This is a genomic window from Acinetobacter sp. (genome assembly GCF_049284435.1).
Classification (GTDB): domain Bacteria; phylum Pseudomonadota; class Gammaproteobacteria; order Pseudomonadales; family Moraxellaceae; genus Acinetobacter.
Genome location: NZ_JBAPXX010000068.1, coordinates 1 through 24,633 on the forward strand (window position 1 = coordinate 1; position 24,633 = coordinate 24,633).

At 44.8% G+C, this 24,633-nt stretch carries 21 protein-coding genes; 9 read left to right on the plus strand and 12 right to left on the minus strand.

From position 1 onward, the window contains the following. Positions 1-152: 50S ribosomal protein L33 (gene rpmG, locus WAK81_RS05730; protein ID WP_422196071.1), on the plus strand; the 152-nt coding region annotated here is incomplete at its 5' end. Positions 153-287: 135 nt separating this feature from the next. Further along, positions 288-2,003 carry a cation:proton antiporter gene (locus WAK81_RS05735; RefSeq protein ID WP_422196054.1) on the plus strand — a complete coding sequence of 572 codons (1,716 nt, stop codon included), beginning with the start codon at positions 288-290 and terminating at the stop codon, positions 2,001-2,003. A gap of 258 nt (positions 2,004-2,261) precedes the next feature. Here WAK81_RS05735 and WAK81_RS05740 read toward each other — a convergent pair whose 3' ends face one another. The 11 genes from WAK81_RS05740 to WAK81_RS05790 all read right to left on the minus strand — a co-directional run bounded on the left by WAK81_RS05740 (position 2,262) and on the right by WAK81_RS05790 (position 13,483). Further along, on the minus strand, positions 2,262-2,540 hold the full coding sequence (locus WAK81_RS05740) for a hypothetical protein (protein WP_422196055.1): 279 nt from the start codon (positions 2,538-2,540) through the stop codon (positions 2,262-2,264). Positions 2,541-2,645: 105 nt separating this feature from the next. After that, positions 2,646-3,149, minus strand: a complete 504-nt coding sequence (locus WAK81_RS05745) for a DUF6586 family protein (protein ID WP_422196056.1) — start codon at positions 3,147-3,149, stop codon at positions 2,646-2,648. A 193-nt stretch (positions 3,150-3,342) separates the two neighbouring features. After that, positions 3,343-3,594 carry an RNA recognition motif domain-containing protein gene (locus WAK81_RS05750; RefSeq protein WP_004729489.1) on the minus strand — a complete coding sequence of 84 codons (252 nt, stop codon included), beginning with the start codon at positions 3,592-3,594 and terminating at the stop codon, positions 3,343-3,345. 83 nt (positions 3,595-3,677) lie between these two features. Then, positions 3,678-5,666 carry an ATP-dependent helicase gene (locus tag WAK81_RS05755; protein WP_422196057.1) on the minus strand — a complete coding sequence of 663 codons (1,989 nt, stop codon included), beginning with the start codon at positions 5,664-5,666 and terminating at the stop codon, positions 3,678-3,680. 152 nt (positions 5,667-5,818) lie between these two features. Continuing rightward, a complete protein-coding gene (locus WAK81_RS05760) occupies positions 5,819-6,958 on the minus strand; it encodes a glycerate kinase (protein WP_422196058.1) in 1,140 nt (379 codons plus the stop codon). A 65-nt stretch (positions 6,959-7,023) separates the two neighbouring features. Beyond that, a complete protein-coding gene (locus WAK81_RS05765; protein WP_422196059.1) occupies positions 7,024-7,779 on the minus strand; it encodes a hypothetical protein in 756 nt (251 codons plus the stop codon). Between the two features lie 5 nt (positions 7,780-7,784). After that, positions 7,785-8,588: an NYN domain-containing protein gene (locus tag WAK81_RS05770; RefSeq protein WP_422196060.1), complete on the minus strand. Its 804-nt coding sequence runs from the start codon at positions 8,586-8,588 to the stop codon at positions 7,785-7,787. 93 nt (positions 8,589-8,681) lie between these two features. Further along, entirely contained in the window at positions 8,682-11,324 is a 2,643-nt protein-coding gene (gene topA / locus WAK81_RS05775; RefSeq protein WP_422196061.1) for a type I DNA topoisomerase, read from the minus strand. Positions 11,325-11,354: 30 nt separating this feature from the next. Continuing rightward, on the minus strand, positions 11,355-11,804 hold the full coding sequence (locus tag WAK81_RS05780) for a hypothetical protein (protein WP_004647398.1): 450 nt from the start codon (positions 11,802-11,804) through the stop codon (positions 11,355-11,357). Positions 11,805-11,874: 70 nt separating this feature from the next. Next, positions 11,875-12,873: a hypothetical protein gene (locus WAK81_RS05785; protein WP_422196062.1), complete on the minus strand. Its 999-nt coding sequence runs from the start codon at positions 12,871-12,873 to the stop codon at positions 11,875-11,877. Positions 12,874-13,237: 364 nt separating this feature from the next. Further along, positions 13,238-13,483 carry a SlyX family protein gene (locus tag WAK81_RS05790; RefSeq protein WP_422196063.1) on the minus strand — a complete coding sequence of 82 codons (246 nt, stop codon included), beginning with the start codon at positions 13,481-13,483 and terminating at the stop codon, positions 13,238-13,240. A 33-nt stretch (positions 13,484-13,516) separates the two neighbouring features. Here WAK81_RS05790 and WAK81_RS05795 point away from each other — a divergent pair, with 33 nt between their 5' ends. Together WAK81_RS05795 and WAK81_RS05800 are read left to right on the plus strand one after the other, a co-directional pair. Beyond that, positions 13,517-15,421: an ATP-binding cassette domain-containing protein gene (locus WAK81_RS05795; RefSeq protein WP_422196064.1), complete on the plus strand. Its 1,905-nt coding sequence runs from the start codon at positions 13,517-13,519 to the stop codon at positions 15,419-15,421. 107 nt (positions 15,422-15,528) lie between these two features. Beyond that, positions 15,529-16,464, plus strand: coding sequence for a lauroyl acyltransferase (locus WAK81_RS05800; RefSeq protein ID WP_422196065.1), 936 nt, complete (start codon positions 15,529-15,531; stop codon positions 16,462-16,464). Positions 16,465-17,111: 647 nt separating this feature from the next. On the opposite strand, the gene WAK81_RS05805 is transcribed toward WAK81_RS05800, so the two are convergent. Beyond that, positions 17,112-18,242, minus strand: coding sequence for an endonuclease/exonuclease/phosphatase family protein (locus WAK81_RS05805; RefSeq protein WP_422196066.1), 1,131 nt, complete (start codon positions 18,240-18,242; stop codon positions 17,112-17,114). Between the two features lie 188 nt (positions 18,243-18,430). Between WAK81_RS05805 and asd the strand changes: the two genes are divergently transcribed. The 5 genes from asd (at position 18,431) to truA (ending at position 24,462) form a co-directional block, all read left to right on the plus strand. Next, positions 18,431-19,549 carry an aspartate-semialdehyde dehydrogenase gene (gene asd / locus WAK81_RS05810; RefSeq protein WP_044111848.1) on the plus strand — a complete coding sequence of 373 codons (1,119 nt, stop codon included), beginning with the start codon at positions 18,431-18,433 and terminating at the stop codon, positions 19,547-19,549. A gap of 120 nt (positions 19,550-19,669) precedes the next feature. Continuing rightward, positions 19,670-21,256, plus strand: coding sequence for a hypothetical protein (locus WAK81_RS05815; RefSeq protein WP_422196067.1), 1,587 nt, complete (start codon positions 19,670-19,672; stop codon positions 21,254-21,256). A 66-nt stretch (positions 21,257-21,322) separates the two neighbouring features. Beyond that, positions 21,323-22,633 carry a fimbrial protein FimV gene (locus WAK81_RS05820; RefSeq protein WP_422196068.1) on the plus strand — a complete coding sequence of 437 codons (1,311 nt, stop codon included), beginning with the start codon at positions 21,323-21,325 and terminating at the stop codon, positions 22,631-22,633. A gap of 47 nt (positions 22,634-22,680) precedes the next feature. Then, positions 22,681-23,649, plus strand: a complete 969-nt coding sequence (locus tag WAK81_RS05825) for an asparaginase domain-containing protein (protein ID WP_422196069.1) — start codon at positions 22,681-22,683, stop codon at positions 23,647-23,649. Between the two features lie 15 nt (positions 23,650-23,664). After that, entirely contained in the window at positions 23,665-24,462 is a 798-nt protein-coding gene (gene truA, locus WAK81_RS05830) for a tRNA pseudouridine(38-40) synthase TruA (protein WP_422196070.1), read from the plus strand. The last annotated feature ends 171 nt before the right edge of the window (positions 24,463-24,633 follow it).

The following is a 24,633-nucleotide window of genomic DNA, read 5'->3' on the forward strand; positions in this document are numbered from 1 at the left end:
GTGATAAAATTCGCTTAGTTTCTTCAGCTGGTACAGGTTATTTCTATACCACGACTAAGAACAAACGTACTATGCCGGAAAAAATGGAAATCAAAAAATTTGATCCAAAAATCCGTCAACACGTAATCTTCAAAGAAGCTAAAATCAAATAATTTTAGTTTCTTTAAAAAAACGACCTTTGCGGGTCGTTTTTTTTTGCACTTTTTTTATCCGGCTTGATAAACTTTCTGCATATTTTGGCACTTTTTGTGCTTATTTCCCAGCAAACCTAGCTAAAGGAGTATTTAGTGCCACATGACGTAGAGCTCATTATATTACTGGCTGTTGGTTTTGGCTTAGCTTTGGTCTTTGGCTATCTCGCTGCACGGCTACGTCTTCCCCCTTTGATCGGTTACTTAATTGCCGGCATTCTGATTAGTCCCCACACGCCCGGTGTAGTCGGTGATATTCATCTGGCCAACCAGCTGGCAGAACTTGGCGTCATGTTCCTGATGTTTGGCGTCGGGATGCATTTTTCCCTGAACGATCTGATGCAGGTACGCCGGATTGCCCTGCCTGGTGCGATTTTACAGATTGCAGTTGCTACCTTGCTCGGGGTCGGAGTTTCGATGCTGTGGGGCTGGAGCTTTGGTTCAGCGCTGGTCTTCGGCCTAAGCCTGTCCTGTGCCAGTACCGTGGTTCTACTCAAAGCGCTTGGTGATCGTGGCCTGCTCGATTCGATCAATGGCCGAATTGCTGTTGGCTGGTTGCTGGTCGAAGATCTGGTCATGGTCTTGGCGCTGGTACTGTTACCTGCCACTGCGGTGCTTTTAGGTGGGCAAGCGCTGGAAGGTGCAAGCAATGAGAATATCTGGCTTACCTTAGGTATCACCCTGCTCAAAGTCGCAGGCTTTATTGCTTTCATGCTGATTATTGGTAAGCGATTGATTCCAATGATCATACGGGTGGTGGCACGTCTCGGTTCACGTGAGCTGTTCACCTTAACCGTAGTGGCAGCTGCCGTCTCGATTGCCTTTGGTGCCTATAAGGTCTTTGGCGTTTCTATGGCGCTGGGTGCTTTCTTTGCCGGGATGGTGGTGAAAGAATCTGATTTCAGTCATCGTGCTGAAGAAGAAACCTTGCCACTGCGTGAGATTTTCTCGATTTTATTCTTTGTTTCCGTCGGCATGCTGTTTGATCCGCGCATTTTACTGGAACAGCCTCTACATGTACTGGCCGTGGTCGGGATTATCATGATTGGTAAAACTATTGCTGCGATGGCACTGGTGCTGTTCTTCCGTTATCCGATCAATACCGCCTTGACCGTCGGTGCTTCGCTGGCACAGATTGGTGAGTTCTCCTTTATTTTGGCTGCACTCGGTGTTTCGCTCAACCTGCTTTCGCTGGAAGGTCAAAACCTGATTCTGGCAGGTGCCTTGATTTCGATTACGCTTAACTCCTTTATCTTTTCCGCGATTGAACCGGTACAGAAATGGATTCGGGAACGCTCGATTCTTGCCCGCTTACTGGAACGCAGTGGTGACCCGCTGGCGATGTTACCCGATGAAGTCTCACAGGATTACCTGCGCGATCAGGTGGTCATTATTGGCCATGGTGAGGTTGGGCGTCGCATTACCCGTTCATTGATGGAAGAAAACATCAAGGTGGTGATTGCCGAAGAAAACCGCGACATCGTCGAAAACCTACGTGAGAAAGGCATTGCTGCGGTGTCTGGTGTAGCCACTGAAGCTGGAGTACTGATTCAAGCACATATTCAACATGCGCGCTTACTGGTCATCTCCCCTATGGATATCATCGATATTCATAAAATTGTCGACATTGCCAAGACCTTGAATCCACAAATTCAGGTACTGGTCTGTGCAGAAAGCAAGGAAGAAGCTGAAGCCATTCGTCGGGATAATGTCGGTGCGGTTTATTATGCCAAAGAAGAAATGGCGAAGAATATGAGCAATCATATTTTGAACCAGATCGAGATCGCGCATCAACATACACCTTCTCATTAAAGTTTTTCTTTGAATAAACACTGAATAAAAAAAGTTGCCGGATCTGGCAACTTTTTTATGGACATCGATATATCTCTGAGCAAAAGTTCAATTATCACACTGTGTCCAGTCTGCTCATGACCCAAATTTTAAAATACTGATTTCTTTATCTTCATTTTTATATCAACATTTTTGTGGTACTTAAAATCTGCCCAATTTAATAACCTATAAAACTCAAAAAGCACACCGAGAGTGTGCTTTCTAAATAAATTTCAACGATTAACTCATATACTTTGGTTCTTCATCCAGAACTTCAGCCTGCCATTCATTGACCTGCTGTTCCAGCAAACCATAGAGTGCTGCCTGAATCATCTGTTGCGCAATCACAGGAGTCTGCTCTCCAAGTAGAGCTTTCACCTCATCATTAAACTGAATCATGACCAAAGGCTGTTTATGTGAGCCTGCATTGCGTAGAGCCAACGCGCCACCTTCAAGTTGAACGAGTTCTAAAATCGCGTCTTGATTACCAAATAAATCTTTCAACTGTTCTATAGACATATATCCTCCATGTTCAACATGGTGGCAAAGCGCCGGGTGCACTTTGCATCATTAGAGTAATTGATATAGGGTTAAAAATTGCAATTTCAAGTATAGGCGATCCGATTAAAATTCAATCATCTCATTACGAAAACCATCAATTAATTGCGTCAGGTCACGATGCCACTCTCTCAATATAGCAGTATCAGGTAACCACGCTTGTGGTGTCTGTGTGACTTTAATGATGAGATTTGAAGAAGTTTCGTCTTCAGGCTGTGGTGCACTCGGTTCGGGCGCATACTGGCACAGACGGTAAGCACGTTTCATTTCAGCAATGAAATCGCTCTTGGACAAATGTTGCAGCACCGCCACTTCTGGCGAAATTTGGCCTTTGGCCGCCATCAGTTCTTCGATCGATTTTAAGGTCGGATGAGGATCATTCAGGCGATAGTAACGCACCAGTTCCTGTAAAAATGCTAACAAAGCACCATGCAAATGAAACACAGTTGCTTCACGTTGTGCCTGAGCCTGTTGTACATGTTCGGTTTGCTCTGCTTGCTGGCAGGATAGACGGGCGAAATACAGTTTTTGATTGGTACGGTCCGCATGATAGCGAGCAACACGGGTCATCGAGATTTCCTAAGGGTTAAAACAAATTTTGGCTTTTATAAAGTAAAAGGTTCGCCTGCATTTCGCAATCAAAAGATGTTTAGACTGAATCAATCCAGCACTGAAATTCAGAGCATTGAGCTCACTGATTAAGTACGGCGATACTAAATTTCGACCATAAAAAAGGAGCCTATCAAGTGCTCCTTTTTTGAGTTTAAGCCTGAGGCTTATCTTCTGCGGCTTTCACGCGGATCCCATGTCCGTGCAGGCGTAAAGTGTTCAAGCCTTTAATGGCTTTGACTGCTTCACGGCCATGTGGCATTTCTACAAAAGCAAAACCTTTTGATTTGCCTGTTGCTGCATCAAGCACCAAAGTACAGGTCTCCACTGTGCCATATTCCTGGAACAGTTTCAGCAATTCGGCTTCTGTGACCGTACGTTCTAAATTACGAACTAAAATTTTCATCTTACAACCTTAAGAAGATAGGCAAAAAATATCAAAAAGCACGCGCCTACTCTACTTTTTGCATGAAACAACTTTGCCATAGTTTAATCGAGATCAATCCCAAAATCTAAATTAATCGACTTGTGTTCAATCAAGGCACTTTTTACCGTTTGCTGCCGGGTCTTGTAATGGGTTTCCGTGGTACATAAATGCCGGGTGAGATCATTCAGGAAATAACTTTCGACTTTACGTCCCTGTTCATCGACCGTTTCCCGCGCCCAATGATTCAGATTCTGTTTGGTCAGAATTAATTCATTTTTTGCCCGGGTTAGCGCCACATACAGCACACGACGTTCTTCTTCGACATCATCAAAGTCGCCTTGAGCACGCGCATGCGGGTAATTTCCCGGTGTGACATTGGCTACATAACATACATTTTGCTCGGTGCCTTTGGCCGAGTGAATGGTGATTAAGGTCACTACATCATGATCCGACTGGCGTTCAATTTCCGAGATTGACACCGGATCCAGTACATATTCCTCTAAAAATTCACTCAGCTGCGAATGCTTGGAGGCCAGCTGTTTGACCAGTTCAAAATCACTCTGGCGACGTGGCCAGTCCTTTTTATAGTTTTCCGCCAACTGAGATTCAATCGCCTGAATCGCAAGACTGACACAGGCTTGCACTTCGCCTTTGAGCACATTCATCTGCTGCATGATCAGAATGGTTTCTAGCGGTATCTTGCCAAATTTTTCCAGCTTATCTGCAATCGCTTCCATTTCCGGTTCAGCCAATAGCTGCTGTGACAGCTTGCTGGCACCCACATCACCCACACCATTCCACAGGGTTAAGAAACGCATCCAGGCGATATCATCCAATGGATTGGCCACCACGCGCAGCATGCTGAGCAAATCTTTCACATGCGCCGTTTCCAGCAGCTTCATGCCACCAATAAAGCGATACGGCACATTGGCCGCGATACAGGCCGCTTCAATATGCCGTGCGGCAAAGCTGGAACGAACCAGGACCATATGCTCGCCCCATTTGCTGCCTTGCAGATAATGGCGTTCTTTAATATCAATCGCAATCCATTTAGCTTCATCAAACTCATTCGGGAAAATATGCATACGCGGCTTTACACCTTCTCCGCGATAAGATTCCAGACGTTTGTCATATTTGATTTCACTTTGATCCAGCAGCCAGTTGGACAGATCCAGAATTTCCTGGGTCGAGCGATAGTTTTTTTCTAATTTAAAAATCTGCGCATCTGGAACACGTTCTTTGAAATGATGAATATTTTCAAAGTCTGCACCACGGAAGCCATAAATCGACTGCGCATCATCACCAACACAGAACAGGCTGATCCGATCTTTGAGTGGTTCCAGCAAAGCCCATTGCAATGGATTGGTATCCTGCATTTCATCGACCAGCATATGCCGGCAGATCGAAGCCACATAATCGACCAGGCCTTCGGACTGAGCCAGTGCTGTCGCCACTACCGCCAGAATATCGTCATAGTCCAGAAAGCTGCGCGCCTGCTTACGTGCTTCGTACTCTTTCATAATCTCGGCAATCTGGTCTTTGAGAGCCAGATATTCCGGCATCTGTTTTTCCAGTGCCAGACTCAGCTTTTGCCGGGTATTCCGTGCAAAAGAATACAGGTCACATAGCTCCTGAGGCTTGGGCAGATGATTGGGATTTTTCTTGTCATCACGACCGCGAATCAGGCGGAACATCATCAGCTGGTCATCACGATCAATAATTGAAAATTGTTCCAGGCCAAAGGCTTTCGGAATACGGCGTAGCAGATACATACAAAAGGTATGAAAGGTCGAGGCCCGAAGTCCTTTGACTTGCTCGCCGAGTGCCAGTTCGACACGTGCCACAATTTCACTGGCCGCACGGCGGGTAAAGGTCAGAATCTGAATCTGGTTGGCAGGCACGCCCTGCTCAATCAAGTAAGCTGCACGTGCTACGATGGTTTTGGTTTTGCCACAACCTGCCCCGGCCAGCACCAAACTGTGTTTTGCTTCTGTGGTCGCTGCTTGCTTTTGTTGGGGATTTAATTCGTCAATCAGGTTGGCTAAACTCATTTTCACTCATCATTTGGTGGATGTATGTAGTTTAACAGATCGCTTCCAGAATTATGGCTTTTCAGTTGCCCTGAAACTGTCTCCAATTTTATTTCTTGATTTAATATTACCTGATGACAGGGCGTGCTGGATTGCAGGAGAGAGAAATACTTTCACTCTGTCAAAAGATTTTTGACTATCTCAGTGACAGCTTTCTCCAAGTTCATTTCTGCATTTTTTAAGGCTTCTTCTAAAGGGTAATCTGGTGGATTAATACCGATAATCTGGCTAAATCCTGACTCAAACAAATCCTCAATTCCTTCACCGACTAGACCCGCAAAAGCAATTACCGGTTTATTAAATTGCTTGGCGAGCTGTGCCACCCCAAAAGGGGTTTTGCCCAAAGATGTTTGACTATCAATTTTACCTTCACCCGTTAGGATATAATCTGCTTGCGCTATTTTTTCACCCAGTTGAACCTGTTCAATCATCAGTTCCACCCCGGAACGAATAGAAGCCGCAGTGAATGCCATTAAACCAAAACCCAGTCCACCGGCAGCACCCGCACCTGCAACATGACGATGATCACGGCCAATCTGCCCAGCGACTACATCGGCGAAATGACCAAGGTTTTGATCCAGCTGCTTGACCATTTCAGGCGTTGCCCCTTTCTGTGGTCCAAAGATTATCGATGCACCATTTGGTCCACACAGCGGATTATTGACATCCGATGCAATCAGTATTTCAGTATCTGCTAAACGTGGATCCAGTCCAGATAAATCCATTGATTTGACCTGATCTAAGTTTCCACCACAGACCTGAATTGACTCTCCCGCATGATTTAGAAACCGCACACCCAGTGCTTGCGCCATGCCCGCACCCGCATCATTGGTGACACTGCCACCTAAACCGATAATGATTTTAGTCACCCCTAAATCCAGTGCCTGTTTGATCATCTCTCCTGTACCATAGGTGGAGGTCAACATCGGATTACGCTGATCAGGTTCCAGTAAATGCATACCATTGGCCTTGGCCATTTCAATCACCGCGGTTTGGCCTGCATTAATTAACCCCCAATAGGTCTGAATACGTTGCTCAGATAATGGCCCTGTTACTTCACATGAAATCTGCTGTCCACTTAAGCCTGAAATCAGTGCATCGACCGTTCCTTCACCACCATCGGCCATTGGCACATGAATGATGCGGGCATCCGGAATGACGTTCTGAATACCGCTTTGCATTGCCTGACAAGCCTGTACAGCAGACATGCTTTCTTTAAACGAGTCAGAAGCAAGTACAAAGGTGAGCAGCATGGTGTGATCTTTTATCCATAAATGAAGTCTAAATTGTGGATAAATCCAGCAGTATCCACAAGTCTTTATTTCCAATCCAGTTCAATTGCAGTTATCTCATTAATCAAGGTTTGATTTAAAGATTCTGGCATTTTACTGGTAGTTTGAGACACCGGAATATATCCTGCCATCAGCTCCGCCTTGGCCTGCGGAAATAAGGGTTGCTGATCTGGAAATGCATAACCCAGCGGATAAATCGGTTGGCCTGTCGCTAAATCATATTTATCCGAGGCGCCAAAGGCATGCAGTAATTCATGGACCAAGACAATTTTATTCTGTTCAGTCTGTTGCTTGGATGCAAATAAATTCACCGAACCAATCCGGCCTTTTTGCAAGGCAGTTGAATGTTTCAATTGCTTGGTCTGCATAGGGTCATAGTAATTTAAAAATAAAGTCACATTGGCTGAAGGATCTGAACTCTGTTGCTGTTTCCAGGCATAGAACCGGAATTTTAAACTCCACAAAACTGTATTGATGAGTGAGGCTTGCTCAGGGACTTTGGGTGGTAGAACTTGAAGCTCACGGCCTAAATTAAAATAAAAATAAGTCGGCTGTCCGCGATACTGCTGAGCTGCTTTTTCCAGATATTCCGGTGCTCCATTCAAGTCCTGACTAGACAGTTGCTGGATGTATTGCTGTGTGGTCGGTAATCCATCAGCATTAATCGGATGCAGCAAAACAATAATCGGCTTTGACCAGTTCTGGTTTTGATCCCGATAGGCATTGACTGCGACAATCAATAAGATGATTAATAAAATCAGAATTCGAATCTTTTTCCACATAACGATTACACACTCTGTTTTTTCATTTTTCTTAAATACATCTGACTCATTTCTATTTTTGTTTCAAATAAATTTAAAGTTTTTATTAATCCTGACAGTTTAGCTCTACCATAATTACGAGAGTCGAAATCAGGCTTTACTGCACTGATATACTGCCCGACCATCCCTAAATTCGCCCATCCATTATCATCGGCATTATCTTTTACAGCTTTATAAATTAAATTAAGCGTAGCTCGATCCATCCCTTCAGGTAACTGAATTTCCTTTTGCACAGATACGGTTTTTTGTCCATTAGTCTTGATAATCTCCGAAACTTTTTTATCTATTGATCCTGTTTCTTCACCATCTTCATTATTTTTAATTTCACTATCTACAAGTAAGTTTTCGATATAAATGAACTTGTCACAGGCTTTCTTAAATGCTTCAGGCGTAGCTTTTTTACCAAAGCCATACACAATTAGACCATTTTCACGAATACGGGAAGCTAACGGTGTGAAATCGCTATCGCTGGATACGATACAAAATCCATCTAATGCACCTGCATAAAGTAAATCCATAGCATCAATGATCAGGATCATATCCGTCGCATCTTTACCCTTGGTATAAGCGAATTGTTGTACCGGAGTGATGGCATGAGGAAGGAGTACATCTCGCCATTTCTTTAAAGTTTCGCTGCTCCAGTCCCCATATACACGTTTGACACTGGCAATTCCATATTTCGCAACTTCTTCCAACACTGATGAAATCGCGTTGATAGAAGAATTATCCGCATCGATTAATACAGCGAACTTTTTTGTCTGAATATCCACATTCACCCCAAAATATTATTTTTAATTTTTTGTATAAATGATTCTGACATAAAAAATGCCGACTTTCGTCAGCATTTTTTTGAATCTTAGAGTTTAGGCTTCAACCCATTTTCCGTCCTGATAAACCAGAGACCATTTGGTTTGCTTGCCTTCTGCAGTTTCCGAACCAATATATTGTGACTGGTTCTTACGACTAAATTTCACCAGAGTCGGATTACCTTCCGGGTCTACATCTGGAGCCTGCAAGATAAACTGATACTTTGGATCAAGCTGATCAGCAACAGAACGAATCTCGGCCACTTTCGGTGCACGGGTTTCACGCACTTTTGGGAACTTGCTCGCCGCCAGGAATAAACCGGCTGCACCATCACGCAGTACGAAGAAATCGTCATGCTTGGCAGAACGTAAATGTTCCATCTTGATCGGATCCACACGTGGAGGCGCAGGCTGACCGCTCTTTAAGACTTTACGGGTATTGTCACAACTGGTACAGGCAAAATATGGTCCAAAACGCCCGGTTTTTAACTGCATTTCACCATCACACTTGTCGCATGGAATGCTTGGGCCATCATAGCCTTTAATTTTAAACTCACCTTCTTCAAGTTCAAAACCACTACAGTCCGGGTTATTACCACAGATATGCAGTTTACGACCGCCATCAATGACATAGCTGTCCATAGCAGTTTCACAGATTGGACAACGCTTCTTCGACATCAGGTCAGCGGTTTCCGCGGCCTCATCATCAGACAATGCAGCCAGGGACTCAACTGGTGTCAGATTCAAAGTTCCCTTACAACGCTCTTTCGGCGGCAGGTTATAGCCTGAACAACCCAAGAATACGCCTGTGGTTCCGGTACGGATCTGCATCGGACGGTCACATTCTTTACAGTGTACCGCATCCACTTCTACAGGCTGATTACGGCGCATACCGTTCTCACCCTGTGCCGTGGTCAAACGCTGCTTAAAATCGCCATAGAAGCTATCTAATAACTCTTTCCAGTTACGCTCACCATCTGCCACTTTATCCAGCTGACCTTCCAGATCTGCGGTAAAAGCATAGTTCATCAGGTTGCTAAAGTTTTCATCGAGACGATCAGTGACGATCTCACCCATCTTCTCGGCATAGAGACGACGGTTGTCCAGTTTCACATAACCACGATCCTGAATGGTCGAGATAATCGCAGCATAGGTCGATGGACGGCCAATGCCTTTTTTCTCAAGTTCTTTGACCAGTGAGGCTTCGGTAAAACGTGCTGGTGGTTTAGTGAAATGTTGAGATGGATCAAGTTTCTCAAGTTTAAGGACTTCACCGACTTTGACCGCAGGCAATAAAATATCGTCATCGGCTTTATTAGCACCACGCACGCGGGTAAAACCGTCAAAGACCAAGGTACGGCCTTTGGCTTTCAGTTCCACGCCACTGGCATCCACTAAAATGGTAGAAGACAGGTATTCTGCCGGAGTCATCTGACAGGCAACAAACTGGCGCCAGATCAAGTCATAGAGGCGCTGTGCATCACGCTCAACACCCACCAGACTGTCACCTTTTAAGCCAACCATGGATGGACGAATTGCCTCATGCGCTTCTTGTGCACCCGCTTTATTGCCATAACGGTTCGGCTTGGCAGGCAAATACTTCTCGCCAAATTCAGATTCGATATGCCCACGCACCATACTCACTGCATCATCACTCAAGAATGTCGAGTCGGTACGCATATAGGTAATGAAACCGGCTTCATACAGGCGCTGCGCCAGCATCATGGTTTTCTTCACAGAAAAACCGAGACGGGTACTGGCTGCCTGTTGTAGCGTTGACGTGATATAGGGTGCACTTGGATTAACCTTGGTTGGCTTATCTTCACGTGCAGAAACCGTATAATCCGCATCTTTGATCAGGTTTAATAAGGCATCAGTTTCGTCTTTGTTGCGCAGCTTGAGCGTTTTGCCATTTTGCTTGACCGCTTCGAGACGAATATCATCTTTTTTCGATTTGGTATCGGCAAACACCTGCCAGTATTCTTCAGGAATGAAAGCACGAATTTCACGTTCACGCTCGACCACCAGCTTCACCGCAACCGACTGTACACGGCCGGCCGACAGACCACGGGCAATCTTTTCCCATAGCAATGGCGAAATCATAAAACCCACGACACGATCCAGGAAACGGCGTGCCTGCTGCGCATTGACTTTATTGGTATCCAGACGTGATGGATGCTTAAAGGCATCCTGAATCGCGTTTTTGGTAATTTCGTTAAAGACCACACGCTGATAACGCGAATCATCACCGCCGATGACTTCTTTTAAATGCCAGGCAATCGCTTCTCCTTCCCTATCCATATCCGTTGCCAGATAGACTTCGTCGACTTGCGATGCCAGTTTTTTCAGTTCGGCAACCACATGTTCTTTGCCAGGAAGGACTTCGTATTTGGCTTTCCAGTCATGTTCCGGATCGACACCCATGCGGTTAATCAACGCATTCTGTGATTTTTCAGCTTTTTCTGCATCCGTCAGTTTGGTACGTGTCGCCGGTTTTTTCTCTGTCGATTTTGCAGAACCGCCAGTCGGCAAGTCACGCACATGACCCACCGATGACTTTACGATGTAGTTCGGACCAAGGTACTTATTGATTGTTTTCGCTTTTGCAGGCGACTCCACAATCACTAGGGCACGCTTGCTTCCAGCGTCGGGAGACTTCGCTGTGCTGCTTTTTGATGTGGACCGAGGAGCGTTCGCCATAATTAACCGTTAATCCTGTTTATTTCTAAATTAAAGTTCAGCCAAAGCGTGTAACAGTGCTTTGATGTCGTCGAGTTGGGTCGCTCTTAAATCAGCTTCTTCATCCCAATACATGCCGACACAGTTGGCCTGCATATCAATAGCATAAATGCCTTTTAATGCAATGGGAAAATCTTTAAATTTCTCATCACCCTGCACGATTTCGAGTTTATTATCGACAACACGGGCGCGCATCAAGGGCAAACGCGCATCTGGCATCAGCACACTGTAGTACGCCACCATACTGGCACGACTTTCAGTGGCCTTCGGGATTTTGGTCCAGTCCGGTGCCACCACCAGACGTGGATGCAAACCCATTTTACGGGCTTTGTCACGCATCAAGCCCAGAGCTTTTTCCCGGGGACTTACACGCAACCCGAAAATCGACCCTATGACGAAAATGATGATGACCACCGTCACCCAGATTCCAGTGTTTTCCATAGTTCAACCTTTATGTTCTATTATTAGAGTTGCATAAGCAGAATATAAAACGCAAGTTTGCACGATAAAATTAATTCAGGAACATTTCATGACTATATAAAATTTCGTGACCATTCCAGTAAATATAACCTTTCTCGATCAGTTCCTTAAGCAGCAAGCGAATGTCCGATTTTGGAAATAACTGTTCCAGTAAATCACGCAGCTCATAAATATCTTTGGGTTTATCGCCCTGCAATTCACGCAGTTTACGCGCCACTTCCAGTTGCACCGGATCGATCCGACCGAAGTTCTTGAACAGGTCTTGCTGGGCTGACTGGATCGGAGATTGCAGTGTTTCGGTGGCCGTTTCTTCTACTTTTAACGGGGAAATAACCTGATCCAGTTTTGGATTTTCAACCGGGCTTTGTTCATCCAGATTGAGTTGCAGCCATTGTTTCAGGACTTTTTTGCGGAAGCTGATTTGCTCATCATAGCGTTTGACTATTTTCAGGTTAATCAACATGCCGACCACATGCTGAGCTTTTACCGGCATCACTTGCAGAATATTCGCCACTGAGTTTTTTAGGGTTTCCACCGTATTCGGTTTGCCACTCATTTTCTCTAACGCATCACAGTATTTTTTCACCAGCTGCAAAGCGGGTTTGTTCTTGATGGCGTCCAGACTGGGAAGATGATTTTTAGGTTGATCTGTTAGAATGTTTGTCTCATCAGGCTGAATCTGAATCAGGTGACACGGAATATCAGAAGCTTGCAGCATCTGCTGCAACATCTCGCAACTGTCCATCGCCGAGATCAATTCAACCTCGGTTTCCGGCTCCAATAGCGCCATAAGCTGACCGACAATTACCGCATATTCATATTCTTTTTGTGGCGATTTAGGCGTGTCCAGCACCACCACCTGACCACTGCTAATCCAGCCGGCAAGCTCGGTTAAATCCTCTAAGGAGAATTCAAATTTCCCGGCACAGCTAAACAGATATAAAGTCGAGTAATGCGCCACAATCTCACGCATTAACTTGGCTGTTGGAAAATTATTTTCGAGGTCAAGGAGAACAACTTTTGGGTGCATGGGACGCAATTCCGGAATGTACCTGAGAGCCCGTATTAGAGTAGGAAGTGAGTGAAAGGTCAAATAATTTTACGACTGAATGGGTGCAGGCCTGTTTCGGCAGGGCCGCCTAACCGCATTTTATGAAATGCCTGCAAGAAATCTGTTTGCAAACGCAAATGTGAGTTTTCAACAGGAAAATTTCTTTTGCGCTTGATGATCGCGCTGCGCTTTATTACTTTTATATGCATGTTTAATGCAATTTAAAAGCCAATTCAAAACAAAAATATTTCCATTTTTGAGTCTTATAAATTGGCTTATCTTTATTTTTCAATAAAAACCCTTAGATCAGCTAAGGGTTATTGATTAAATCATTGGTTGCAAATTAATAATGTGGTGGTCGGTCTGCAACCGGATCAAATTCTGCAATCCCTTCAGACATATCTGAGGACTCAACACGTTGATATAACAGCGTCATTTGCTTTTTCAGGTCAGCAATTTCCAGGGTCTGTTTAGCCACCTGATCATTCAACTGTTCAACTAAATCGTCTAAAAATGCAATTCGCACTTGCAAATCTTCAATGGGTGCGGAAAATGACGCCTGATCATTTAGATTTTGTTGTTTAGTCATTTAAAGTCCTCATTGGGGATTTCAGGAAACATTATGGCCTATATTACCCTTAGGGATGTCCAACTTGCGTTTGGTGGACCCGCCCTGCTCGACGGCGCGAATTTTAACTTGGAACGCGGCGAACGAGTGTGTTTGATTGGCCGTAATGGTGAGGGTAAGTCTACCTTACTTAAGCTGATTGAAGGAAGTTTACTGCCTGACAACGGCGAAGTTTCATTACAAAACGGTATTACTATTTCAATGCTGGCGCAAGATGTACCGATGGATTCAGGCAAAGTGGCTGATATCGTGGCAGATGGTGCCGGTGAAGCGTCGGAAGTGTTGCGTGCTTATCATGCTGCCAGTGAAGCCTGTGTACTAGGTGACATGGACGCCTGTGATCGTATGGGGAATCTGCAACACAAAATGGATCAGCTGGATGGCTGGGCGCTGGAAACCAAAGTCAATTCGATTTTAAGCAAAATGGGCCTGGACCCGGATGCAGATCTTGCCGATTTGTCCGGTGGTCGTAAGCGTCGTGTACTACTGGCACGTGCTTTACTTACCCAACCCGATGTGCTGTTACTAGACGAACCGACTAACCATTTAGACGTTGAAAGTATCGAATGGCTGGAAAAATTCCTGCTCGATCAAAACAATTTGACCTTGTTGTTCATTTCTCATGACCGTGCCTTTGTCGATAGCATTGCCACCCGTATTGTTGAACTGGATCGCGGTCAACTGCGCAGTTATGAAGGTAACTATTCACGTTATCTAGACCTGAAAGCCCAGCAAATGGAAGCTGAAGAAAAGCAAAATGCGCTCTTCGATAAAAAGCTGGCTGAAGAAGAAGTCTGGATCCGTCAAGGGATTAAAGCCCGTCGTACCCGCAACGAAGGCCGTGTCCGTGCCCTGAAAGCATTGCGTGAAGAATCTAGAGCACGTCGTTCGCAACAAGGTAAAGTGACGATGGCGACTCAGGATGCCAACCGTTCCGGCAAACTGGTGTTTGAAATCGAGAACCTGAGTGTGAAATTCGGTGACAATCCACCGATCATCAATAATTTCTCTGCACTGGTATTACGCGGCGATCGTATCGGTCTGGTCGGTGATAACGGTGTCGGTAAAACTACACTCATTAAAGCCATTCTGGGCGAGCTAGAACATGGCGGTACGGTGAAAACCGGTACGCAACTTGAAGTGGCCTATTTTGACCAACTCCGTAATGCACTGGATCTGGAAAAATCAGTCAAAGATAACGTGTCAGAAGGTTCTGACCATGTGGATGTGAATGGCAACCGCCGTCATATCTATAGCTATTTACAAGATTTCCTGTTTTCACCAGAACGTGCCCGTACACCAGTCAAAGCTTTATCCGGTGGTGAACGCAACCGTATCCTGCTGGCGAAACTGTTACTCAAGCCATCGAATCTGATTGTGATGGATGAGCCAACCAATGATCTGGATATGGTGACTTTAGAGTTACTGGAAGAAATGCTTGGTGGCTACAAAGGCACCCTGCTGTTGATCTCGCATGACCGTGCCTTTATGGACAACGTGGTGACATCAACTTGGGTCTTTGATGGTAAGGGCAATATTGACGAATATGTCGGCGGTTATCAGGATTATCTTGAACAGCGTCCGGATCAAACCGTGGTTGACCAAAAAAGTGCCGTGAAAAAAGCCATGGCCAAAGCAGAAGCCGAGACTGCGCCGGTCGCTGCCAAAAAAGTTAAACTCAGTTATAAAGACCAACGTGCACTCGAGCAACTTCCAGCTGAGATGGAAGCGCTGGAAAAAGAGCAGGCCGAGATCAATGCACAACTGGCTGATGGCTCTTTATTTGTGACTGATTCTGATAAAGCACTGAAACTGTCTAACCGTTTATCCGAAATTGATGAGCTGTTACTGGAAAAATTAGAGCGCTGGGAAGAGCTGGACAACCTAAGCAACGGCTAAATACTCCCCGAGCTTTTACTCAAGCATCTGTATTCATACAGATGCTTTTTTATTTCAATAATCTTCTCTGTTAGACTGCACTTAATCTTTTGGCCCTATATTGTTTTATGAGTACTCAGCCTGCATATCAACCCGGTGAATTTCAATGGTCATTCCTGTTACCTCAATACTGGGGCAAATGGCTGGGCATTATTTTCCTGATGATTCTGGCGATCTTACCTTGGGCCATTCAGCATCGTCTGGCGTCCCTGCTAGGCCAGCTTTCTTTTAAATACCTAAAATCACGTCGTGAAACGACACTTCGCAATCTGGAAGTCTGTTTTCCTGAATGGTCTAAAGAGCAGGTACAGGACAATGCCTGTCAGGTGTTTATCGATCAAATGCTGGGTGTGTTTGAGACGCTAAATGCCTGGTACAGTCCCAAATGGTTTCAGGGTCGTGTCAGTATTGAAGGACTGGAATATATTCAGCAAGCGCAAGCTGCAGGCCAAGGCATGCTGTTATTAGGCACGCATTCGACCTTGCTGGATGCTGGCGGTTATCTGTGTGCACAATATTTTGATCCGGACGTGGTTTATCGCCCGCAGAATAACCCGCTTCTGGACATGGTGATTTACCGTTGTCGCGCTACGATTTATGCCCATCAGATTGATCATGATGATATGCGCGGTCTGGTACGCAACCTGAAAAATGGCCATGCAATTTGGTACAGTCCGGATCAGGATTATGGTTTAAAACAAGGCGTGATGGCACCTTTCTTTGGCGTGCCAGCGGCAACTGTGACCGCGCACCGGCGTTTACTGAAAATGACCAAAGCGGCTGCGATTCCATTATATTTCTATCGTCATGGCGATATCAAAAATCCACGCTACCATGTACTGATTGAACCGGCACTCGAGAATTTCCCAAGTGATAATGAAGTTGAAGATGCCACTCGCGTGAACCTGATTATTGAACAGCAGCTCCGCATTGCACCCACCCAATATATGTGGTTCCACCGTCGTTTTAAAACACGTCCTGAAGGTTATAAATCAATTTACTAAATCTATTTGATTACGGGATTTGAAGAGCTCTAGCTTAAAATCATGTTAATGACTCGTTCCCTGACAAATCCACATGGCTTCCGTTTCTCCCGCACGCGTGAAGCCTAAGGCTTGATAAAAGCCTGTCGCCTGCTGATGAAATCCTGAATAATATTGCAGCATGTTTTGCATGATCAGACGATGCAAATGTTGTAAAGATTGGAGTAAAAGTTGTGTTTTTTCAGCGGTAGATCATTGATTCATACGATAGAGCTGAAGTACTTCCGATTGATTGACTAAATCATTACTGGCAATGACAACTTCAATTCTGCGTTCTCAACATATAGAATTAAACTAAAAAATTCATTTTAATTATCAATAAATTAGAAAAATAATCACTTGAAATAATTTAACCCGAGCTCTACATCCTGTAAAACTCGGGTTAATGAGGTTGTGCTTTCACATATTATAATTCGTTCTGCTTTTTTGTGATTTCCCTTTCAGCATCATATCCATGATGTTTTCATTCAGCTTCGTCTTCCTTATGAGAATATCCTTTCTCGACTCCCTGTGCTGATAAACCTAGAATACCCAGATTACTAATCCCTGCCCATTCGCAAGAAGCGGAAACTGCTGTAAGCAATATCGTACACTTTTCTTCTAAAAAGCTAAGAGATTTTGCCCCCTTCTTTATATGCCAGAGCAACTTCATCAGTGACTATTTTTTCCTCTTTCTCTGCTTTCTGAATGCCTTCCTCTATGGCTTTTTGTGCTTCCTGCTCATCTTCATCAGTTTGTTCTAATTCTTCCTGAATATGTTCGAATACCCGACCGGTTTGTAAAACCAGAAAGACCGGAAAATGGTCAGAACCTACATGCGGTAAACGTTCCATGTGTACCAAGGCAAAATCGGTACTGTGAAAGACGTGATCCAGTGACCAGCGAAAAAAAGGATAATCTGCGTGAAAAGTATTCACATAATGACGCCCTACCCGCGGATCCAGCAGCCCACTAATACGTTGAAACAGGCGTGTGGTACGTGACCAGGCCACGTCATTCAGATCGCCCATCACGATACAGCTTTCATCCAGATCTTTAATCTGATCACCGACAATCAGCAGTTCAGCATCACGTAAGGTGGAATCCTTGGCCTCGGTCGGACTGGGTGGTTTGGGATGCAGACAGTAGAGCTGTACCGGTTGTCCTGAGCGTAAGATCACCGTGGTATGAATTGAGGGAATTTCATCACTCAGAATAAATTTAACCTCGGTTTCACTGAGTTCAAGCTTGCTATAAAGATGCATGCCATACAGATTATCCAAAGGCACAGGCACGCGATAAGGATAATCAGCTTCAATCAGTGAGAGTGCATTTTGCCAGTTTTGATCGGTTTCCAGAGTTAAAACCAGATCTGGCTGATGAATCTGGATCTGCTCGATTAGTAAATGATACTTACTATTGGTGGTCAGAACATTGCAGACCATCAATGAGATTTGCCGCTGCGGATCTATTTGATCCTGCTTGACTTGCTTGACCTGTTTTTTCCAGACAAAGGTATAGGGCAATACCATTTTCAGCTGATAGGCCAAAGCCGCCATCAGCCCTATAAAAAGTAGCTGATTCAACCAGTTCCAGGGATGCTCCAGAACCAAGAACAGCACAAAGGCGATAAAGCCTAATACCAGAATTTGTAAGCGTGGAAAATCCGCACCCCGAATCCACCATTCATCGCGTGGTATCAGTGACCAAAAACTTAACCAAATGACAATGATTGCCAGAATTTGGATAACCCATATCATAAACTGCGCTCTTAATTAAGTTATTATTTTTTCTAAAAGAAAAATGACGTTATCAATTTTGTATGTATCATAAAGCAGATATTTCGCTCAAGAATATTGATGTTTTGATTGTGTAGCTCTTGCAGTTGAGTCCCTTTTTGGTACACTCGAATCCCTTTTGATTTTTTAACGCACCGAGGCAAAGTGACATGAAAGTAGGTCTGGTCGGTTGGCGCGGGATGGTCGGTTCCGTCCTTATGCAACGTATGGTTGAAGAGAATGATTTTGCTCATTTTGAGCCATTCTATTTCTCTACCAGTAATGCAGGCGGTGAAGCGCCGGCATTTGGCGGTAAGACTGCCCCAGCACTTATGGATGCTTCAGACATTAACAGTCTGAAGCAAATGGATGTCATTATTACCTGTCAAGGTGGCGACTATACCTCTGAAGTTTTCCCGAAACTGAAAGCTGAAGGCTGGAATGGTTACTGGATTGATGCAGCATCGACCTTACGTATGGATGATGAAGCCATCATCGTACTTGATCCGGTCAACATGCACGTGATCAAAGATGGTCTGGTCAAAGGCACCAAGACTTTTGTCGGCGGCAACTGTACAGTTTCCTTGATGCTGATGGGCTTGGGCGGTCTGTTCCAGAACAATCTGGTGGAATGGGCAACGTCAATGACGTATCAGGCCGCTTCTGGTGCTGGCGCGCAAAACATGCGTGAACTGATCAATGGTATGGGTTATTTATATAACAATACCAAAGAGTTGCTAGATGATCCGCGTTCTCCAATTCTGGATATAGACTCTAGAATTGCTGAATTACAACGTGGTGAAGGCTTCCCGTCTGCAAACTTTGGCGTTCCTTTGGCTGGTTCATTGATTCCTTATATCGACAAGCAACTGGAAAGCGGCCAGTCGAAAGAAGAATGGAAAGGTCAGGTTGAAACCAACAAGATTCTGGGCAACCAGCAGATCGTGCCAATTGATGGTCACTGCGTGCGTATTGGTGCCATGCGTTGTCACTCTCAGGCACTAACCCTGAAATTGAAAAAAGATGTACCTTTGGATGAAATCGAAGACATCATTGCACGTGCCAATGACTGGTCTAAAGTGGTTCCAAATACTCGTGAAGCATCCATGACAGATCTGACGCCTGTTGCTGTAACAGGTACTTTGACCGTTCCAGTAGGCCGCCTGCGCAAGCTGAACATGGGTAAAGAATATCTGGGTGCGTTCACTGTAGGTGACCAGTTACTTTGGGGTGCTGCCGAGCCGTTACGCCGTATGCTGCGTATTCTGATTGATTATAAAAATGCCTAATATCCTTTGGATATAAAGCCAAAAGCCGATCTTTATTGATCGGCTTTTTTATGTAACTATTGCGTAAGTATTTTACAAAAAACAAACATCCCGTTAATCTATAATTTTCGCTATGCGATAATGACTGAGCTCACGATTAAGATGACTGTATATAACAAATTAAAGCTTGCCATTTTAGCCATTGTCACTTCACAAAACATTTATGCGATTAATGTAGATCCGGTTCAGATTCAGTCTGCCCCTGGGGAATTACTCTATGCAGAAATGACCTTTCGGCAGTCTGATATCAATTTGCCGATTGAAGTCAGTCTGGCTTCACCTGAAGATTTAATCTCGATGGGAGCATTTCATCAACCACCCGGTCATTTGAACTTTTTTACCCGGCGCAGCAATAACGGCACCGGAGTCATTACCATTACCTCTTCACGGCCAATGACAGAGCGCGAGCTGAATATTATTGTCAAAATCAAGGAAGGCAATGCCGCACGTCTGCAACATATCCGTACGCCCTTACAAGCTAAAACCGATTTATTAAAAGCCAGTCTCAAACAGAATGAACGCCCACTTGCACCAGTTGTTGTCATCAGTGAAAAAGATATTGCACTCAACTTACCCCTAAGTAGCCATTACAGTACAGCAGCTTCCACAGCCTTAAATAAACCAGCGGCTCTAGAAAAGCCGTTGGCATTGCAACGCACAGCACCACCTAAATTATCGAACATTTCCATTCCTAAAACTACATTTGCGCCAGCTGTAATGACATCAAGTCCAGCGATTCAGGCTCAAGCGATCGCGCCTGTACTTAAAAACGAGGCTGTAACTGCACCCGATACTAAAGCCCCAGTTAAAACTACAGCGACACTTTCAGATTCAGTAAAGACCTCACAAGAAACTCTTGCATCGCCGACTCCTGCAGCAGCTTCGACTACAAACAAACCGGCTAGTACGATGCCAACAAATCAAAGCGCATTAGCACCAAATAAAGCAGATGTGCAGGAAGCTGTAGAGTCCCGTTCTGATCATCAAACCGCCTCCAGTGATCCATTGGTGAAGAAATTTGCTGAGGAGCAAGCCAGAAAATCAACTGGATCAGCCAATCCGGTGAAAACTCCGGCTCCAGTGACTGCAAAAGCTCAACCAGTCAAAGCAACTCCGAATCAGACTCAACCTACTTATGTAGTTCAATCCAATGAGTCACTGTGGGGGATTGCATCACGAATTGCCGAACAGCAGCAGCGCCCGGTCAGTGAAGTCATGCAGCAAATCAAAAAAGACAATGAGCATGCCTTTATCGGAGGAAATGCCAATCGTCTACGCAAGGGTGCTGCATTGAACTTAAATACGATTCATACTGCACCTGCGCCCATTAAAGTCACTGTAGCAAAGCAGACCGAGCTACCGTCTAAGCCTGCTGGCAAGACCAAATACCGCCTGAATCAGGCAGAAATGAGCCTAGTGGCTGAGAACCAGCGCGATTCCGGGCAAGTTTCTGCAAACCAGAACACAGAACGCAATCAAACATCAAAGGAATTGTCATTAAAAGTTATGACAGGCCGAGAAAAAACCGTTAAATTACAGAGAAACGTAACTGAATTAGAATTGGCACTCAATCAGAAGGATCACAGAATTCAGTTATTAAATGCGCGTCTGGCCCAGCTACAACAACAGCTCAAAGCCCAACAAGCAGATAAGAAGCCAATTAATTAAAAAGTTACACATGACGATTTATTGGGATAGGCGAACTTAAACTACTCTATCCCCAAGGGGTAAAACATGCTGATTTATGTGATTCCATTAGTGATATTGATCATCGTATTAATTGTCTTTAAAAAACGACAAGATGCTCAAGAATCAGATAAAGCAAAAACTAAAACGGTAAAAGCGAAAAAACCTGGCTCTGCTTCAAAAGCTGCCCCACAAAGAACCACAGTGGTGGAGCCAGTCGGGGTCACAAAAAAATCAGCAACGCCATTATCAGCAGACACACGCAAGAAAATTGAAGGCCTGATTCAGGAACGTAATTTTTTTGCGGCCGAAGCACAGATTAACCAGGCACTGAATCGGGATAACTCTCAACATGAGCTCTATCTGTTGTTATTGGATATTCATATCTTACAAAAAGATGAGTTTGCGATTTCACAGCTGCTTAACCATATCCGTTCTTTGCATTTAGATGAGATTCTGGCACAAGCTGAAGCAAAACAGCGTGAATTTGAACAATCTTCATCTGCTGTACAAGATACCATTGATTTTCCAAGTGCCCAGCCTAAAACTTCTTCTGCGCAGGAAGCTGCTTCAACTTCAGATGCCTTTGCCGATCTGGTTGCACCGGCTCCTTCAAATGAACTGGCATTTGAACAATTACAGCAGGACTTTCAACCAAGTAAATCGGCTGCTGCCGCTGTAGAACCTGTAGCAGATATTCAGCCACTTGAATTTAATTTTGAACCAAAGACTACCCCAGTAGAAACACCAAAAGCTGAAGAGGCTCCTGCTCCTTCTGTAGATTTTGAATTTCAGAGTACATCTACAGATATTCAAACTACAGCAGTAACAGAAACGGCACCTGTCTTAGACTTTAAACTGGATTTGGAACAATCTGCTCAAGTAGAAACAGCGCCAACGGTGACTGAGGAAATCAAGCCTCTAGATTTTTCATTCTCACTTGACACATCTGTACCAGCAGCTGAAAAAACTGCGGTGCCAGCGACTGAGTTTGATCTGTCCAGTTTGACAGCTGCAGCACCTGTGGCAGAGCCGGCTACACAAACCAATCTATCAGACATAGATTTTAAATTAGATCATTTAGAAACCACGCCAGAAGCACCTGCTGCGACAGCGATGAATTTCGATCTTCCTGCTACGCCAGCTCAGACAGCGATCAATCAACATGATCCGCTGGCGCAATCTTTCCCGGAATTACTGGACATTAATGAAGCAAGTCTTAACCTGGACCTTGCCCAGCAATATATTCAACTCGGTGCCTATGCCGCTGCCCGTGAAATCATTGCCGAGCGAGAAGCTGAATATATTCCTGAGCAACAACAACGCGCCGAGCAATTACTGAATCAAATCGCATCTTGATGTATTTCGATTTACACTAAAGCAGTCAATAATTGGCTGCTTTTTTTATGATAAAAAATATTGCATTAATTTATATGGGCGGCACATTCGGCTGTGTGGGAGACCCTCTTGCACCGATGCCTGCTGATTTATTTATTCCAAAACTCGAACAACTGCTTGCAGAGCAGTATTTTGTTGAATGCCATCATGCACCCACCATTAAGGACAGTAGTGCCTGTACAGCAACCGACTGGTTGCAACTGGTGCAGTTTATTCAGCAATTGCAATCGCGGCAGATCCAGCATTTTGTGATTATTCACGGTACAGATACGCTGAGTTATGCCAGTACAGTACTGGCACATTTTATTGGAAACTCTGCACATGTGGCGCTGACCGGTAGCCAATATCCGCTGCTGAATGCTCAAGACAATGAACAGCGTGAATTTAGCGATGCCCTGGATAACCTGAAATTTGCACTAGATTCCGTCAGCGAATGTAGCGCCGGGGTCTATCTGGCATTCCATCATCAGCTGCTACATGCGCAAACTGCACTGAAACAGCATACTACCGAGTTAAATGCCTTTTCAGGTCTTGAGGCCAATATTGCAATCCAAACCAGTCAAGCGTGTTATCAGATCGAAGCTGAAGATATTGCGAAAGCGGCTGGATTTAACTGCATGAGCATTATGATGCAGCCGATTGATCTTACCCAGCAGTTGAATAACTTGAACAATCTATTGGCTCGACCACCACATTTTTTATTTCTGCAAGGTTTTGGTACTGGCAACCTGGCGGTCAATGACGCCATGATTGCACTCATTGATCAACTCTATGAGCAGTGCTGTATTTGCGTCTTGACCACCCAAGTGCCTTTTGGTGCGACGGATCAGCGCTATGCCATTGCCGAATGGGTGAATCACTGCAAAATTTTGCTGAATGAAAGTTATGGACATGCGGATCTGTATGCAAAAGCCCTGAAAATGTATTTACAATACGACACTGTAGAGCAATGGCATCGTCATTGGTACGATCAATAAGGTTTTGAGGTCATTATGCAGCGTTTTGCGGTGGGAATTGAGTTTTGTGGGATGCATTATCGAGGATGGCAGACTCAACAGCCGGGAGTTGCAAGCGTACAGGAAACCATTGAGAAGGTTCTGAGCAAAGTTGCCGATCAACCGATCCTCTTGCATGGTGCCGGCCGCACGGATGCCGGGGTACATGCGACCAATATGGTGGCACATTTTGATACCGATGCCCTGCGTTCTGAACGTGGCTGGCTAATGGGCTGCAATAGCCAACTCCCGAAAGATATCTCGATCCAGTGGATCAAAGAAATGGATCACAGCTTCCATGCCCGTTTTAAGGCACAGGCGCGCCGCTACCGCTACGTGGTCTATAACCACCCTGTCCGCCCGGCATTGCTGCATAAACAGGTCACCCATGTCTATGCACCGCTTGATGTTGAACAGATGATATACGCCGCGAAAAAGTTTGAAGGCACGCATAACTTTGAAAGTTTCCGCGCTGCAGCTTGTCAGTCCAATCAACCTATCCGTCATGTCAGCCATTGCCGCCTGATCCAGCATGGTCAATATCTGGTATTGGATATTCAGGCCGATGGCTTTCTGCACCATATGGTGCGCAATATCATGGGCTGTTTACTGGAGATTGGTCAGGGCATGTATGCTGCCGATCATATTGATACTATTTTCGCTGCCGAAGATCGTAAAGCCGCAGGCGTAACTGCGCCAGCAGATGGTTTGTATTTTATTCATGCTGACTATCCGGCGCAGTTTGAATTACCGGAATTCCCCTTAGGGCCGCACTGGCTGAATATGCCGGAATAATTTTTAAATTTTTTAGAATATTTACCTCCCCTAACCCCTCCTGAAAGGCATAGGTATCTACACATCTTTAGGTACTTAATGCAATTGTTGCGATTTCATTCAGTTCATCTATTGAATATTCCGAGAGCAGTTGAAGAGTGTTCAGTAAAATCGAAAGTCCTGCCAATATTG

Bases quoted from the DNA above. Each gene is read 5' to 3' on its own strand.
- WAK81_RS05740 (WP_422196055.1), bottom strand. From the start codon at position 2,540: ATGTCTATAGAACAGTTGAAAGATTTATTTGGTAATCAAGACGCGATT.
- WAK81_RS05745 (WP_422196056.1), bottom strand. From the start codon at position 3,149: ATGACCCGTGTTGCTCGCTATCATGCGGACCGTACCAATCAAAAACTG.
- WAK81_RS05750 (WP_004729489.1), bottom strand. From the start codon at position 3,594: ATGAAAATTTTAGTTCGTAATTTAGAACGTACGGTCACAGAAGCCGAA.
- WAK81_RS05755 (WP_422196057.1), bottom strand. From the start codon at position 5,666: ATGAGTTTAGCCAACCTGATTGACGAATTAAATCCCCAACAAAAGCAA.
- WAK81_RS05760 (WP_422196058.1), bottom strand. From the start codon at position 6,958: ATGCTGCTCACCTTTGTACTTGCTTCTGACTCGTTTAAAGAAAGCATG.
- WAK81_RS05765 (WP_422196059.1), bottom strand. From the start codon at position 7,779: ATGTGGAAAAAGATTCGAATTCTGATTTTATTAATCATCTTATTGATT.
- topA (WP_422196061.1), bottom strand. From the start codon at position 11,324: ATGGCGAACGCTCCTCGGTCCACATCAAAAAGCAGCACAGCGAAGTCT.
- WAK81_RS05780 (WP_004647398.1), bottom strand. From the start codon at position 11,804: ATGGAAAACACTGGAATCTGGGTGACGGTGGTCATCATCATTTTCGTC.
- WAK81_RS05785 (WP_422196062.1), bottom strand. From the start codon at position 12,873: ATGCACCCAAAAGTTGTTCTCCTTGACCTCGAAAATAATTTTCCAACA.
- WAK81_RS05790 (WP_422196063.1), bottom strand. From the start codon at position 13,483: ATGACTAAACAACAAAATCTAAATGATCAGGCGTCATTTTCCGCACCC.
- WAK81_RS05795 (WP_422196064.1), top strand. From the start codon at position 13,517: ATGGCCTATATTACCCTTAGGGATGTCCAACTTGCGTTTGGTGGACCC.
- WAK81_RS05800 (WP_422196065.1), top strand. From the start codon at position 15,529: ATGAGTACTCAGCCTGCATATCAACCCGGTGAATTTCAATGGTCATTC.
- WAK81_RS05805 (WP_422196066.1), bottom strand. From the start codon at position 18,242: ATGATATGGGTTATCCAAATTCTGGCAATCATTGTCATTTGGTTAAGT.
- asd (WP_044111848.1), top strand. From the start codon at position 18,431: ATGAAAGTAGGTCTGGTCGGTTGGCGCGGGATGGTCGGTTCCGTCCTT.
- WAK81_RS05815 (WP_422196067.1), top strand. From the start codon at position 19,670: ATGACTGAGCTCACGATTAAGATGACTGTATATAACAAATTAAAGCTT.
- WAK81_RS05820 (WP_422196068.1), top strand. From the start codon at position 21,323: ATGCTGATTTATGTGATTCCATTAGTGATATTGATCATCGTATTAATT.
- WAK81_RS05825 (WP_422196069.1), top strand. From the start codon at position 22,681: ATGATAAAAAATATTGCATTAATTTATATGGGCGGCACATTCGGCTGT.
- truA (WP_422196070.1), top strand. From the start codon at position 23,665: ATGCAGCGTTTTGCGGTGGGAATTGAGTTTTGTGGGATGCATTATCGA.